The following is a 15,150-nucleotide window of genomic DNA, read 5'->3' as shown; positions in this document are numbered from 1 at the left end:
CTACGCTACGACCTCCGCCGACCGCATCTGCCGGCTTCGGAGAGGCCCAGTGATGCCATATCTCCTTCTCCGCAGACCGCATCCGTCAGCTTCGAAGGAGGCATTGTGAGGCGATACTTCGGCCGACACTGTGGTCTCAGCGGACTGCATCCATCGGCTTCGAGGGAGGCTCTGTGACCAAGCCCGAGCTGACGGCCAATCGGTTCGAGCCGGGTACTTTCGCGCCCGCGCCCCGGCCCGCGCCGCGGGTGGCCATGTTGCTCGCGCAGACCCGGCTCGATCTGGTGCTGCTGCTGCGCAACGGCGAACAACTGCTGCTCACCATGTTCATTCCGGTGACCCTGCTGATCGGGCTGGCCTTGTTGCCCTTCGGCGACATGGGCCCGGACAAGATCGACAAGATCGTGCCCGCCGTGATGATGGTGGCGGTGATGTCGACCGCGTTCACCGGCCAGGCCATCGCCATCGGTTTCGACCGCCGCTACGGCGCGCTCAAGCGACTGGGCGCCACGCCCCTGCCGCGCTGGGGGATCATCGCGGGTAAGAGCGGGGCGGTCCTGCTGGTGGTGATCCTGCAGGCGGTGCTGCTGGGCCTGATCGGGGTGGCGCTGGGCTGGCGGCCCACCCCGCTGGGGTTGCTGCTGGGCGCGGTGCTGATCGCGCTGGGCACCGCCACGTTCGCGGCGATGGGCCTGCTGCTCGGCGGCACGCTCAAGGCCGAAGTGGTGCTGGCGCTGGCCAATATCCTCTGGTTCGTCATGCTCGGTATCGCCAGCGTGGTCTTCGCCTCCGACGAACTGCCCGCCGCGGTCCACACCCTGGTGCGACTGGTCCCCTCGGGTGCGCTGGCGGTCGCGCTGGAACACGCGCTGAGCGGCGGCGTCGACTGGCTGGGAGTGGGCGCGCTGATCGTCTGGGGAACCGGCGCGGGCCTGCTCGCGGCCCGCTGGTTCCGCTTCGAATGATCTTCCACGACACATTGTAGTAGTCCGGGTGCGGACCGGCGGTGGCCGCCCGCTACCATCGGGACGTGCTGTATCGCGCATTCCTGCGACTCGTCGACCGGCTGCCGCTTCCCTCGCGGCGCACCCAGCTGCTGATCGCGCTGGCGGTGATCGCCTCCCAGGCCGGGATCGCCGTGACCGGCGCGATCGTCCGCGTCACCGCGTCCGGTCTGGGCTGCCCCACCTGGCCGCAGTGTTTCCCGGGCAGTTTCACCCCGATCGGGGTCTCCGAAGTGGCCGTGCTCCATCAAGCGGTGGAGTTCGGCAACCGCATGCTCACCTTCGTGGTGACGCTGTGCGCGGCACTCATCGTTCTCGCGGTCACCCGGGCCCGGCGGCGGCGGGAAGTTCTCGTCTACGCCTGGCTCATGCCCGCCGGCACCGTCCTGCAGGCGATCATCGGCGGTATCACGGTGCTGTCCGGGCTGCTGTGGTGGACCGTCGCGCTGCACCTGCTCGCATCCATGCTCATGGTGTGGGTGGCCGCGGTGATGTACGCGAAGGTCGCCTCCCCCGACGACGGTGTCGACACCGTCCGCGCGCCCGCGCCCCTGCGCTGGTTGACCGCACTGAGCGGAGTCGCCCTGGCCGGGGTGCTGATCGCGGGCACACTGGTGACCGGCGCCGGCCCGCATGCCGGCGACAAGAGCATCGAACGCCCGGTGGCCCGGCTCGAGGTGGAGATCGTGACGCTGGTGCATCTGCATTCGCAGCTGCTGACCGGCTACCTCGCCCTGCTGATCGGTCTCGCCTTCGGCCTCTTCGCCACCGGTATCACAAAACCGGTGCGCGACCGCCTGTTCGTTCTGCTCGGGCTGGTGCTCGCGCAGTCGCTGGTCGGCATCGTCCAGTACTTCACCGATGTCCCGGCGGCGCTGGTTGCGATCCATGTCGGTGGCGCGGCGCTGTGCACCGCCGCCACCGCCGCGCTGTGGGCGTCCCTGCGTACCCGGGAACCGTTGCCCGCCCCGGTCGTGGAAACGAGCGTCCAGCCGGCCTGAGGCCACCGCACCGGAAGGCCGGCCGGACCACTCACCTCGGCTCGGGCGCCGGTCGCGTCTTCCGGCCGCGCGGATTCACCGACCCCGCCGAGCCACTGCGGGTGGCAGGATGCGTGGTCACCGAACAGTCGGCCACCCGGCTCGCGAGGCCACCCGGACGAGCATCGCCGCCGGCGCCGCCTCAGGTCGCGCTCGGCCCGTTCTGGTAGCTGCGCGCCACCAGCGCCGAGGTCAGGTACCACAGACCCGTGGGGATCGCCGGATCGAACCCCGTGAGCATCCGGACCCGTTTTAGCCGGTAGTCGAGCGTATTGGTGTGCATATGCATCAGCCGGGCGGTGCGCTGGCGATTGAAATTGTTGGCGATGTGCTGGCGCAGCGTTTCCAGCAGTTCGGGATGTTCGTCGAGCGGATCGAGGATGGCGCTCAAATGCTCGCGGGCCGGGCCCGGCCGGGTGATTTGGAATTCCAGGGCGAGATCGGTGAACCGGTGCAGGCCGCCGCCGTCGGTGATGCGCTGCACGGTGTCGAGGAGTTCGTGAGCCCGGTCGGTGGCATCGGGAATCTCGGCGGTGGCCGCGGTGACCACGGTGCCCGTCACGGGCACCTGCGCCGCCTGCGCCAGACGCGCGATCAACTCGTCCAAGGTGTCCTCGGAAAAAGCGTCCGCGGGGAGCAGCACCGTGCCGCCGTCGATACTGAGCAGCGATAACGCCTTCTCACCGCAGCTGCGGGCGAGCTCGGCCTGGACCCGGCGCAATTTGCGCCGGGCGACGATCCGGCCGTCGACCTGCGGCGCGGATTCGTCCGGATGCGGCGCCAGCGCCAGCGCCAGCACCTGGTACGCCTCGGCGATCTCGATCCCGCACTCCCGGGCCATGGTGGCGGTACTGTGCCCGCCGAGCAGCGCCGAGGTCAGCGTGTGCACCGCGGTGTGGTGTTCGGAGACCACCCCCCGGTATTCGCCGACGTAGGCCAGCGCCACCTCCGAGGTGATCGTGTCCAGAATCTCCAGCATCCGGCGGGCGGTGTCGACCAGGGTCGCCGAATCGGCCGGCCCCGCGGTGACCATGATGCGATCGAATCCGAGTTTGAAACCCTCGTGGATGGCATGGTTGATCGTGTCGATCGGGATGCCCTCGCGAGCCCATTCGGCGGCGGCTTCCCGGACCTGTTCGATCTTTTCCGGTAATTCGCGGCCGTCGAGCCGGCTCAGCGTGAGCTCCAGGCAGAGCCGGGTGACCGCGGTGACATCGCCCTGGAGCGCGTCCCCCGGAAGCGTCCCGCAGGGCGCCACGTGTTCGACGAAATGACCGACCATCTGACGCGACAGGGTCGATACGTCTCGCAGGTGGTTCGAGATCGGACGGCCGGACACCGTGAGTCTGGAACGGGTCGGACTGCTGACCGTCATATCGGCTCCTTCTACCCCGGGGCTGACGCTCGAGGCACTAACGGTAGCGCGAACCGGTTACTCGTCAGTAGTTTTTGGTCGGGAAACTGTTCGAGCTACCTGCAGCCCGGGCGCGCGACCTGTGAGCACCCACAGGTGTCAGTTCTCGTTGCGTGCCTTCGGAAATCGCCTCTGATCGGCGACCCAGCCCGCCATCTTCGCCCAGTGCCCCGTCCGCGGGGTGGTCCTGGCCACTAGATCGCGTTCCCAGCCTTCGGCGGCGGTGAGCCCGTCCACCGCGTCGATCACGGCCTGCGCGGTGGCGGTATCGGCGACCATCCGATCCCCGAGGACACCGTCGGAACCGACCAGGGTGAGCCGTACGCCCCGGCGGCCCACCGGCTGCGGCACGGCCTCGGCCGAACCTCCGTGCGCGGTGACGAACTTGCGCACCGACTCGACGATCTCCCGGGGAGCGGCGGCGGTGGCGGAATCAGCACTCATGCCGAGAAGTTTACCGGCGAGTAGGCCGGCGCCCCGGGTCCGGTCCGAACCACGCGGTCGCCACGGCGGCGGCACTCGGCACCGCTGCGGCGGACCCCCGCGTACCGGGTGCGGGCACCGGTGTAGAACTGGACCCATGCGCGCGATCCAGGTAGACCGGCACGGCGGTCCGGAAGTACTGACCCTCGCCGAGGTTCCCGATCCGGAGCCCGGACCGAATCAGCTACTGGTCGATATCGATGCCGTCGGCGTCAATTTCATCGACACCTATTTTCGCACCGGTACCTATCCGCGCCCGGTGCCCTACATTCCGGGCTCCGAGGGCACCGGAGTGGTGGCCGAAATCGGCGCCGAGGTCACCGAATTCGCGGTCGGCGACCGGGTGGCCTGGGCGGCGGGGCCGAACAGCTACGCCCCGCGCGCGGTGGTGGACGAGGCGGTCGCCGTGGCGGTGCCCGGCGATATCGACCCCGCGGTGGCGGCCTCGGCCCTGCTGCAGGGCATGACGGCACACTATTTGATCGAATCGGTCTACCGCCCCGAGCCGGGCGAGACGATCCTGGTCCACGCGGGTGCGGGCGGGGTCGGGCTGCTGCTCACCCAGCTGGCCGCCGCGCGCGATATCCGGGTGATCACCACAGTGTCCACCGACGAGAAGGAAGCCCTGTCGCGCGGCGCCGGCGCCCAGGAGGTGCTGCGCTACGGCGACGACCTCGCCGAGCGGGTCCGTGAGCTGACCGGCGGCGAGGGGGTCGCGGCGGCCTACGACGGCGTGGGCGCGGCCACCTTCGACGCCAGCCTCGCCGCGCTGCGGGTCCGCGGCACGCTGGCATTGTTCGGCGCGGCCAGCGGCCCGGTGCCGCCGGTGGACCTGCAACGGCTCAACGCGGCCGGGTCGGTGTTCGTGACCCGGCCCAATATCGCCCACTACACCCGCGACCGCGCCGAACTGGACTGGCGGGCCGGCGATATCTTCGAGGCCGTCGCCGACGGCTCGCTCACCGTCCGGGTCGGCGCCACCTATCCGCTGGCCGAGGCCGATCAGGCACATCGCGATCTGGAGAGCCGTAAGACCACTGGCTCGATCGTGCTGTTGCCCTGATCCGTTCGACCGGACGCGGTCTCAGCAGTCGCGCCCGGTCAAGCCGCGGTAGACGAAGCGCGTCAGGCTTGCCACGGCTTCGTCGTCCGAGATCTGCACCGCGCCGTCCTCGACCCCGGCCGCGATGGCCTGGACGAGATAGAACATCATCGCCAAGCTGGTGTCGACCGTGCCGGGCAGCGTCATACCCTGCGCCGCCAGACCGTCCAGGTGGTCGGCGATATCCCGGCGCTGTTCCGCGCCGAATTGCGCCATCTCGCGGGCAAACTCCTCGTTGACCAGGGCAGCCTGTCCCACCGCCCGCATGACCACGGCGTGCTCGCGGGCGAAATGCCAGAAGCCGGCGATATGGAACCGAACGGCGTCGGGGTCACTGAAATCCGGATTGTGCTCGGCCTGCCCGGCCTGTTCGTCCCCGGCCTCCCCCAGATCGGCGAGCAGCGCGCGGAGCAGTTCCTCTTTGCTCGCGAAATGGTTGTAGAACGACCCCGCCGACCGGCCTGCCGCCGCCGTGATGTCGGTGATCTTGGTGTTCAGATAGCCGCGCTCCGCGAAGACCCGCCGTGCGGCTGCCTTGAGCGCCAGCTCTGTTTCTTCCGCCCGTTCGCGACGGCTCGATCCCACCGACCTCACCTCCTTGACACGGCAACCTACCAACCTCGATACTGAATAGATATTCACTGAATATTTATTCAGCCAACTTTTCGATCCGGAGCTCTTATGTCGTCTTCCGTCCTCATCGCCGGCGCCGGCCCCACCGGCCTCACCCTCGCCCTGGACCTGGCCCGCCGGAACATCGCCGTGCGCATCGTCGACAAGGCCGTCGAGTTCTGCCCCGGATCGCGCGGTGACGGCATCCAGCCGCGGTCGCTCGAAGTGTTCGACGACCTGGGGGTGCTCGAAGCCGTGCGGGCAGCGGGCGCCCCGGCGCCGGTCATGCGGGCCTATTTCGACGGGCAGCCGGTCGGCGAGCACCGGATGGCCGAGCCCGTCGATCCCACCCCGGCGGTCCCCTACCCCAACAGCTGGTTTCTCGGGCAGGCGCAGACCGAGGCAATCCTGCGGACCCGGCTGGCAGAGTTCGGTGTGCGGGTAGAACTCGGCACGACGCTCCTGTCGTTCATTCAGGACGAATCGAGCATCACGGCGCACCTGTCGAGCGACCGGGGCACGGAAACAGCGCGGGTCGCCTACCTGGTCGGCGCCGACGGCGGCGGCAGTACCGTCCGTAAACAGGCAGGGATCGCGTTCGAGGGAACCACCGACGAATCGCTGCGCATGCTGCTCGGCGATGTCCAGGCCGACGCCCTCGACCATGACTACGGCTACTGGTTCGCCGCCGCCGCCGAACCGACCCGGGGCGTCGCGCTGTCACCGCTACCGGGCGGGCGTCATTTCCAGTTCGTCGCGCCCTTCGCCGACGGCACCGAACCCACCCTGAAGACATTGCAGACAGCCATGGATCGCTGGTCGGGGCGCACCGATATCATCCTGACCGATCTGATCTGGACAACGGTCTGGCGGCCCAATATCCGGCTCGCCGAGCGGTTCCGGGCCGGGCGCGCGCTGCTCGCGGGCGACGCCGCACATGTGCACCCGCCTACCGGTGGGCAGGGTATGAACACCGGCGTCCAGGACGCCTACAACCTGGGCTGGAAACTCGCGGCCGCGCTGGCCGGCGACGAAGGGCCGCTGTCGACCTACGAACCGGAACGACGTGCGGTCGCGGCCCGGGTACTCGGTATCAGCTCCGCGCTGCTCGGCAAGCTCGTCGACGGGGCGGAAGACGCCATGGAACGCGGCGAGGAGACCCGCCAGCTCGACATCAGCTATCGCGACCCGGCCGACACCCGGCCCGTCGCGGCCGGCGACCGCGCCCCCGACGCACCACTGAAGGGTGCCGACGGCCGGAAGCTGCGGCTGTTCGATCTCTTTCGCGGACCGCACGCGACACTGCTCTGCTTCGGCGCCACGGGCGAGCTGCCCGCGTTGCCCGGCACCCGGAGTTACGCGGTGGTCGAGCCGGGTACCCCGGTCGCCGGCCCCGCGGTGATCGACATCGAGGGCCACGCCCGCGCTGCCTACCACGCCGGCCCGGGGACTCGGATCCTGATCCGCCCGGACGGATATATCGGGCAGGTCGACTGACGGCGGCGGATTCAGCCGAAGAAGACGCCGCCGAGCGTGGTCCAGCCGAGTACCGAATCGACGGCCAGGCCGCAGAACACCACCGCGAGGTAGTTGTTGGACTGGAGGAACAGCCGCAGCGGCTTGACCGATTCGCCCCGGCGTACCCCGGCGTAGAGCTGGTGGGCCATCAGCAGGAACCAGGCGCCGGCGACCAGGGCCACCGCCGCGTAGATCACCCCGGTGGCCGGGACCAGTGCCAGCGTGGTGAGCACGGTCAGCCAGGTGTAGACGACGATCTGTTTGGTGACGGTCTGTTCGGTGGCGACCACCGGCAGCATCGGCACCCCGGCCGCGCGGTAGTCCTCTTTGTAGCGCATGGCCAGCGCCCAGGTGTGCGGCGGCGTCCAGAAGAAGATCACGCCGAACAGCGCCAGGGCGGGCCAGCCGATGGTGCCGGTGACCGCCGACCAGCCGACGAGCGCGGGCATACATCCGGCCGCGCCGCCCCAGACCACGTTCTGCGAGGTGCGCCGTTTGAGGCCGAGGGTGTAGACGAAAACGTAGAACAGGATGGTCGCGACGACGAGCACACCGCTGAGCAGATTGGCCTGCCACCACAGCCAGGCGAACGAGCCGATACCCAGGACGACCCCGAAGACGAACGCGTGTGAGGTCGGGACCGCGTCCCGGGCCAGCGGCCGTTTGGCGGTCCGCTTCATCACCTTGTCGATATCGGCGTCGGCGACGCAGTTGAGTGTATTGGCGCTGGCCGCGCCCATCCAGCCGCCGAACAGGGTCGCCAGGATGAGCCGGATATCGACCGCGCCGCGGTCGGCCAGCAACATCGTGGGAATGGTGGCCACCAGCAAGAGTTCGATGACGCGCGGTTTGGTGAGCGCGATATAGGCGAGCGGGCGGCGGGCGACGCGGGCGAGCTTCTCACTGCCGAGGACGCGGTCCGCGGGTGCCGGAGCGGAATCGTGGGCGCCGCCGACCCCCGTGTCATGACCGATCCGCACTATCTCTCCTCGCACGCTGTGCTTCGCATCCGGTTTGGAAGGAGCAGCGCGCGGCTGCGACGCGGCTACTACTACACACGATGGTAGACCCACGCCCGGTACCCGCCGCCGCTCGCCCCTGTGCGCTCACCCGGGCGCCGCGTTCCATGGTGCGAACCGGCGCGGCCGGACACGGCGGCCATCCGGGGAACGACCGGCTCGCGCGACTGGCCGGGGGGCGTGCACGGGGGCGGCCGGTCGCAATTAGGGTAGGGGGTGTATGCGGCGCCACAGTCACCGCGCCGCACCGGTTCGCCACCCCGCCCGCCGCCAATTTCGACGCCTCGAAATGTCAGGAGAAACACGGTCGTGTCAGTGACAGACGACATCCGCGCCCTCACCCAGCCGAACCTTCCGGACGACTGGACGGATCTGGACACCAAAGCTGTCGACACCGTCCGGGTCCTGGCCGCCGACGCGGTGCAGGCCGCGGGCAACGGCCACCCCGGTACCGCCATGAGTCTGGCTCCGCTGGCCTACACACTGTTCCAGCGGACCATGCGGCACGACCCCGCGGACCCCGAGTGGGTGGGCCGCGACCGGTTCGTCCTGTCCTGCGGACACTCCAGCCTGACCCTCTACATCCAGCTGTACCTGGCCGGTTTCGGCCTGGAACTCGACGATCTGCGCAACCTGCGCACATGGGGCTCGCTGACACCGGGCCACCCGGAGTACCGGCACACCAAGGGTGTGGAGATCACCACCGGCCCGCTGGGCCAGGGCCTGGCCTCGGCGGTGGGTATGGCCATGGCCGCTCGCCGCGAGCGCGGCCTGTTCGACCCGGAAGCCGAAGCCGGTACCAGCCCGTTCGATCACCACATCTACGTGGTCGCCTCCGACGGCGATATGGAAGAGGGCGTCACCTCCGAGGCCTCCTCCCTGGCGGGTACCCAGCAGCTGGGCAACCTGGTGCTGATCTACGACGACAACAAGATCTCCATCGAGGACGACACCACCATCGCTTTCACCGAGGACGTGGCGGCCCGGTACGCGGCCTACGGCTGGCATGTGCAGGTGGTGGAGGGCGGCGAGGACGTCGTCGCGATCGAGGCGGCGCTGGCGGCGGCCAAGGCCGAGATCGGTAAGCCGTCGCTGATCCTGCTGCGCACCATCATCGGCTATCCGGCCCCGAACAAGATGAACACCGGTGCCGCGCACGGCGCCGCGCTCGGACCCGACGAGGTGGCCGGCACCAAGCGCGCCCTCGGTTTCGATCCCGAGCAGAGCTTCCAGGTCGCCGACGAGGTCATCGCGCACACCCGCAAGGCCGCCGAACGCGGCGCGCGGGCGCATGCGGACTGGACCGTCGAGTTCGACGCCTGGGCCCAGCGCGCACCCGAGGCCAAGACGCTGTTCGACCGGCTGTTCAACGGACAGCTGCCCGAGGGCTGGGACAAGGGCCTGCCCACCTGGGAGCCCGACGCGAAGGGCCTGGCCACCCGTAAGGCTTCGGCCAAGGTGCTGGGCGCCCTGGGCCCGGTGCTGCCGGAGCTGTGGGGCGGGTCGGCCGACCTCGCCGAATCGAACAACACCACCATCCCGGATTCGCTCAGCTTCGGCCCCGAGGCCATCTCGACCGGTATGTGGAAGGCGAGCCCCTACGGCCGGACCCTGCACTTCGGCGTCCGTGAGCACGCCATGGGCTCCATCCTCAACGGCATCGCCCTGCACGGTCCCACCCGGCCCTACGGTGGCACCTTCCTGGTGTTCAGCGATTACATGCGCCCGGCCGTCCGCCTGGCCGCGCTGATGCGGGTGCCGGTCACCTATGTCTGGACTCACGATTCGATCGGTCTCGGCGAGGACGGCCCGACCCACCAGCCCATCGAGCATCTGGCCGCGCTGCGCGCCATCCCAGGCCTTTCGGTGGTACGTCCCGGCGACGCCAACGAAACCGCGTACGCCTGGCGCACCGTGATCGAGAAGCACAGCGGTAAGCACAATTCCCCGTTCGTCTCCAGCGACGCCGTGGGCACCGGCGGCCCGGCCGCACTGGCCCTGACCCGCCAGGACCTGCCGGTCCAGGAGGGCACCAGCCTCGAGGGCGTCGCCAAGGGCGGCTACATCCTGGCCGAGGCCTCCACCGGCGTACCGCAGGTGATCCTGATCGGTACGGGCTCCGAGCTCCAGCTCGCCGTCGCCGCCCGCACTACGCTGGAGGAGCAGGGCATCGGTACCCGGGTGGTCTCGATGCCGTGCGTGGAGTGGTTCGACGCGCAGGACAAGGCGTATCGCGACGAGGTGCTGCCCCCGGCGGTCGCCGCGCGCGTCGTCGTCGAGGCCGGGATCGCGATGCCGTGGTACCGGTTCACCGGCGACGCGGGCGAGATCGTTTCGATCGAGCATTTCGGCGCCTCGGCCGATTACAAGACCCTGTTCCGCGAGTTCGGCTTCACGCCGGAGGCTGTCGTCGCCGCTGCGCAGCGCACGCTCGACAATGTGAAGGGATAAGGGCCCATGGCACAGAACGAGAACATCGCCGCCCTGGCCGCGGCCGGAGTATCGGTGTGGCTGGACGATCTATCCCGCGATCGGATCAATTCCGGCAACCTCGCCGAACTGATCGCTACCCGCGGGGTCGTCGGAGTCACCACCAACCCCACGATTTTCCAGGGCGCCCTCAGTAAGGGCCACGCCTACGACGAACAGGTCCGTGAGCTGGCCGCCCGCGGCGCCGATGTCGACGCGGCGATCCGCACCATCACCACCGATGACGTCCGCGCGGCCTGCGATGTGCTGGCCCCGGTGTTCGAACGGACCGGCGGAGTGGACGGCCGGGTCTCCATCGAGGTGGATCCGCGGATGGCCTTCGACGCCGACAAGACCGCCGCCCAGGCGGTGGAACTGTGGAAAATCGTCGACCGGCCGAACCTGTTCATCAAGATCCCGGCCACCGAGGCGGGCCTGCCCGCCATCACCGCGGTGCTCGAGGAGGGCATCAGCGTGAACGTCACGCTGATCTTCTCGGTGCAGCGCTACCGCGCGGTCATGGGCGCCTACCTCGACGGGCTGCGCAAGGCGCGGGTCGCCGGGCACGATCTGGCCAAGATCCATTCGGTGGCGTCGTTCTTCGTCTCGCGGGTGGACAGCGAGATCGACAAACGCCTCGAGGCGATCGGCACCCCGGAGGCCCTGGCCTTGCGCGGTAAGGCCGGCGTGGCCAACGCCCGCCTCGCCTACGCCGAGTACGAGGACGTTTTCGCTCCCGGCGGGAACCACGTCTCCACCTACGATCACCTGGCCTCGGCCGGCGCCAATCGGCAGCGGCCGCTGTGGGCGTCGACCGGCGTGAAGAACCCCGATTACCCGGACACCCTCTACGTGACCGAACTGGTCGCGGCGAACACGGTGAACACGCTGCCGGAGAAGACGCTCGAGGCCGTCGCCGATCACGGCGAGGTCCGCGGGGATACCGTCTCCGGCACGGCCGCCGAGGCCGCCGAGGTCTTCGATCAGCTGCGGGCGGCCGGTATCGATCTCGACGACGTCTTCGCCGTGCTCGAACGCGAGGGCGTGGACAAGTTCGAGAAGTCCTGGGAGGAACTGCTGGAGGCCACCGCGGCCGAACTCCGGTCTGCTGTATCGACGGCGTCCTCCGCGGGTCCCTCCGTGGCCACGCAGGCTACCTCTTCCGGGCCCGACGCTGCGGACGCGGGAGGTAACTGACTCAGATGGCCGGCGCTCCGGAGAGCACACAGACGGCATCCGGCACACCGTGGCGTAACCCGCTGCGGGACGGCCGGGACAAACGGATTCCGCGGATCGCGGGCCCGTGCAGCATGGTGATCTTCGGGGTCACCGGAGATCTGTCCCGGCGCAAACTCATGCCGGCCATCTACGATCTGGCGAACCGGGGGCTGCTGCCCCCGGGTTTCGCGCTGGTCGGATTCGCCCGCCGGGAGATGTCGGACCGGGATTTCGGCGAGATCGTGCACGAGGCCGTCCGTCAACACGCGCGCACCCCGTTCCGTCAAGAGGTCTGGGACCATCTGGCCGAGGGATTCCGGTTCGTACAGGGCACCTTCGAGGACGGCGAGGCGTTCGGCCGCCTCGCCGAAACCCTCGCCCGGCTCGACGACGAGCGCGGCACCGGCGGTAACCACGCCTTCTACCTGTCGATTCCGCCGAACGCCTTCCCGGTGGTGCTGGACCAGTTGCACCGCCACCGGCTGACCGGTTCGGCAGCCGCGCTCGGCCGCGCGCCGTGGCGGCGGGTCGTGATCGAGAAACCGTTCGGGCACGATCTCGACAGCGCGCACGAGTTGAACGCCCTGGTGAACCGGGTGTTCCCCGAGGAGACGGTCTTCCGGATCGACCACTATCTCGGCAAGGAGACGGTGCAGAACATCCTGGCGCTGCGTTTCGCCAACCAGCTGTTCGATCCGATCTGGAACGCCAACTACGTCGACCACGTCCAGATCACCATGGCCGAGGATATCGGTCTGGGCGGCCGGGCCGGGTACTACGACGGTATCGGCGCCGCCCGCGACGTGATCCAGAACCATCTGCTGCAGTTGCTCGCCCTCACCGCCATGGAGGAGCCGATCAGCTTCGAACCCCGTCAGTTGCAGAACGAGAAGATCAAGGTCCTCTCGGCCACCAAACTCGTGGAACCGCTCGACGAGACCACCGCCCGCGGCCAATACGCGGCCGGCTGGCAGGGCGGCCAGGAAGTGGTGGGCCTGCTGGACGAGGAGGGTTTCGATCCGCAGTCGCGCACCGAGACCTACGCCGCGCTGACCCTCGAGGTCGATACCCGGCGCTGGGCGGGGGTGCCGTTCTATCTGCGCACCGGGAAACGCCTCGGACGCCGGGTCACCGAGATCGCGGTGGTGTTCAAACGCGCCCCGCATCTGCCCTTCGATCAGACCATGACCGCGGAGCTCGGCGAGAACGCGCTCGTCATCCGGGTGCAGCCGGACGAGGGCATCACCATGCGGTTCGGATCGAAGGTCCCCGGGTCGTCGATGGAAGTGCGCGATGTGAACATGGACTTCAGTTACGGCGAGGCGTTCACCGAATCGTCTCCGGAGGCCTACGAGCGGCTGATCCTGGACGTGCTGCTCGGTGAGCCCTCCCTGTTCCCGGTCAACGCGGAGGTCGAATTGTCCTGGCGCATCCTGGATCCGGTACTGGCCCACTGGGCCGCCGACGGGAAACCCGAACAGTACGAGGCCGGGACCTGGGGCCCGGATTCCGCCGACGCCATGCTGGCCCGCACCGGCCGGGAATGGCGGCGACCGTGATCATCGATATCCCCGACACCACGACCGGCGCGGTCACCAAACGCCTGGTGCAGCTGCGCGAGAGCAACGGCGTGATCACCATGGGCCGGGTGCTGACCCTGGTGGTGTGCACCCTGGACAGTTCCGAGGCCGAGGAGGCCATCGACGCCGCCAACGACGCCAGCCGCGAACACCCCTGCCGGGTGGTGGTTCTCGCACGCGGCGACCGGTCGGCACCGACCCGGTTGGACGCGCAGATCCGCGTCGGCGGGGACGCCGGCGCCGCCGAGGTGATCGTGCTGCGCCTGCAGGGGCAGCTGGTGAACCACGAGAACAGTGTGGTGATCCCGTTCCTGCTGCCCGATACCCCGGTGGTGGCGTGGTGGCCGCGGGGCGCCCCGGACTTCCCGTCACGGGATTCGGTGGGCCGGTTGGCGACCCGGCGGATCACCGACGCCACCTTCGCCCCCGACCCGCAGGCGACCATCAAGAAACGTCGCGGCTCCTACGCGCCCGGTGATTCCGATCTGGCGTGGAGCCGGATCACCTACTGGCGAGCACTGCTGGCCGCGGCGATGGACGAACCACCGTTCGAACCCGTCCAGTCGGTGTCCGTCTCGGGTCTGCGCGACGAGCCCGCCCTGGACATGCTCGCGGGCTGGCTGGCCCGGCGACTGGGCTGCCCCGTGTACCGGCAGACCGGGGAGCTGCGGGTGGAGTTGCGCCGGAAGTCGGTGTCCATCGCCATCGCCCGCCCGCAGACCGGTGTCACCGCCACCCTGACCCGCACCGGCGACCCCGTGCAGCGCATTGCGCTGGCGCGCCGCGAGACCCGCGACTGCCTGGCCGAGGAATTGCGCCGGCTGGACGCGGACGAGATCTATGCCGAGGCCCTGGCCGGAATCGAAGGGGTTACCTATGACCACTAGCTCCGCAGCCGCCGTCGAGATCCATACCGACGGTGACGCCCTGACCACCGCCGCCGCCCGGCTGTTCGTCGAGGTCCTGGTGGCCGCGCAGGCCGAACGCGGTTCGGCGTCGGTGGTGGTGACCGGCGGCGGGACCGGTATCACCCTGCTGGAGAAGGTCCGGGACGCTCCGGGCGCTCTCGACTGGTCGAAACTCGATGTGTTCTGGGGCGACGAACGCTTCGTGCCCGCCGGCGATCCGGAGCGCAACGAACTCCAGGCCCACCGGGCCCTGCTGGACCATGTCCCGGTGGACCCGGCCCGGATCCACACCGTGGCCACCTCCGACGGCGAATACCCCGACCCCGTCGAGGCCGCCGCCGAATACGCCACCGCCGTGCGTGCCCATCTCGCCGCTCACGGAGCGTTCGACCTGCACCTGCTCGGGATGGGCCCGGACGGGCATATCAATTCGCTGTTCCCCGGTCATACCGACACGATCGGCGAGGAACACGAATACGCCGTCGCGGTCACCGATTCCCCCAAGCCACCGCCGGTGCGGGTCACGCTGACCTACCCGGCGATCCGCCGCTCCCGCCATGTGGTCCTGGTGGTCTCCGGCTCCGGGAAGGCCGAGCCCGTCGCGGCGGCGGTGAACGGGGCCGAGCCCTTGGAGGTCCCGGCGGCGGGCGCGCACGGTGCGGAGTCGACCATCTGGCTGCTGGATGAGGACGCCGCCGCCGGACTGCGCTGACCGCGGCTCCTCTTTCGATATCGCAGCAGCGAGTTGCGTTGACGCCGGCACAACCACCACGGACGCTGCCG

General features: G+C 69.3%; 13 protein-coding genes. 9 read left to right on the top strand and 4 right to left on the bottom strand.

The annotated features are described in order from the left end of the window. Positions 1-173 precede the first annotated feature (173 nt). On the top strand, positions 174-965 hold the full coding sequence (locus AB0H42_RS22030) for an ABC transporter permease (RefSeq protein WP_357058490.1): 792 nt from the start codon (positions 174-176) through the stop codon (positions 963-965). A gap of 65 nt (positions 966-1,030) precedes the next feature. Then, positions 1,031-2,005 (top strand): heme A synthase, encoded by a 975-nt coding sequence (locus tag AB0H42_RS22025; RefSeq protein ID WP_357058488.1) that lies wholly within the window; start codon positions 1,031-1,033, stop codon positions 2,003-2,005. Between the two features lie 181 nt (positions 2,006-2,186). On the opposite strand, the gene AB0H42_RS22020 is transcribed toward AB0H42_RS22025, so the two are convergent. Then, the gene (locus AB0H42_RS22020; protein ID WP_357058486.1) at positions 2,187-3,419 is read right to left on the bottom strand and encodes a helix-turn-helix domain-containing protein; all 1,233 of its coding nucleotides are present in this window, start codon (positions 3,417-3,419) and stop codon (positions 2,187-2,189) included. A gap of 138 nt (positions 3,420-3,557) precedes the next feature. After that, positions 3,558-3,902: a hypothetical protein gene (locus AB0H42_RS22015; protein WP_357058484.1), complete on the bottom strand. Its 345-nt coding sequence runs from the start codon at positions 3,900-3,902 to the stop codon at positions 3,558-3,560. 136 nt (positions 3,903-4,038) lie between these two features. Between AB0H42_RS22015 and AB0H42_RS22010 the strand changes: the two genes are divergently transcribed. Next, positions 4,039-5,004 (top strand): quinone oxidoreductase, encoded by a 966-nt coding sequence (locus AB0H42_RS22010; protein ID WP_357058482.1) that lies wholly within the window; start codon positions 4,039-4,041, stop codon positions 5,002-5,004. A 21-nt stretch (positions 5,005-5,025) separates the two neighbouring features. Here AB0H42_RS22010 and AB0H42_RS22005 read toward each other — a convergent pair whose 3' ends face one another. Further along, positions 5,026-5,628: a TetR/AcrR family transcriptional regulator gene (locus AB0H42_RS22005; RefSeq protein WP_357058480.1), complete on the bottom strand. Its 603-nt coding sequence runs from the start codon at positions 5,626-5,628 to the stop codon at positions 5,026-5,028. Positions 5,629-5,724: 96 nt separating this feature from the next. Between AB0H42_RS22005 and AB0H42_RS22000 the strand changes: the two genes are divergently transcribed. Further along, positions 5,725-7,152, top strand: a complete 1,428-nt coding sequence (locus tag AB0H42_RS22000; RefSeq protein WP_357058478.1) for an FAD-dependent monooxygenase — start codon at positions 5,725-5,727, stop codon at positions 7,150-7,152. Positions 7,153-7,163: 11 nt separating this feature from the next. On the opposite strand, the gene AB0H42_RS21995 is transcribed toward AB0H42_RS22000, so the two are convergent. Continuing rightward, complete coding sequence (locus AB0H42_RS21995; protein ID WP_357058476.1) at positions 7,164-8,153, bottom strand: heme o synthase; 990 nt, start codon at positions 8,151-8,153, stop codon at positions 7,164-7,166. 348 nt (positions 8,154-8,501) lie between these two features. Here AB0H42_RS21995 and tkt point away from each other — a divergent pair, with 348 nt between their 5' ends. Genes tkt through pgl form a run of 5 tightly spaced genes read left to right on the top strand, consistent with a single transcriptional unit; the run spans position 8,502 to position 15,079 of the window. Further along, complete coding sequence (gene tkt, locus AB0H42_RS21990) at positions 8,502-10,643, top strand: transketolase (protein ID WP_357058474.1); 2,142 nt, start codon at positions 8,502-8,504, stop codon at positions 10,641-10,643. 6 nt (positions 10,644-10,649) lie between these two features. Further along, complete coding sequence (tal, locus tag AB0H42_RS21985) at positions 10,650-11,858, top strand: transaldolase (RefSeq protein WP_357058472.1); 1,209 nt, start codon at positions 10,650-10,652, stop codon at positions 11,856-11,858. A gap of 5 nt (positions 11,859-11,863) precedes the next feature. Beyond that, positions 11,864-13,438: a glucose-6-phosphate dehydrogenase gene (gene zwf, locus AB0H42_RS21980; RefSeq protein ID WP_357058471.1), complete on the top strand. Its 1,575-nt coding sequence runs from the start codon at positions 11,864-11,866 to the stop codon at positions 13,436-13,438. Further along, positions 13,435-14,346 carry a glucose-6-phosphate dehydrogenase assembly protein OpcA gene (gene opcA / locus AB0H42_RS21975; protein WP_174561181.1) on the top strand — a complete coding sequence of 304 codons (912 nt, stop codon included), beginning with the start codon at positions 13,435-13,437 and terminating at the stop codon, positions 14,344-14,346. Before zwf ends, opcA begins: the two co-directional genes overlap by 4 nt. Then, positions 14,336-15,079 carry a 6-phosphogluconolactonase gene (pgl, locus tag AB0H42_RS21970; protein ID WP_357058469.1) on the top strand — a complete coding sequence of 248 codons (744 nt, stop codon included), beginning with the start codon at positions 14,336-14,338 and terminating at the stop codon, positions 15,077-15,079. The genes opcA and pgl overlap by 11 nt, the downstream gene beginning before the upstream one ends. Positions 15,080-15,150 lie beyond the last annotated feature (71 nt).

The sequence above is a fragment of the Nocardia sp. NPDC050799 genome (assembly GCF_040654015.1).
Classification (GTDB): domain Bacteria; phylum Actinomycetota; class Actinomycetes; order Mycobacteriales; family Mycobacteriaceae; genus Nocardia.
This window is presented reverse-complemented; position numbering and strand designations above follow the sequence as displayed.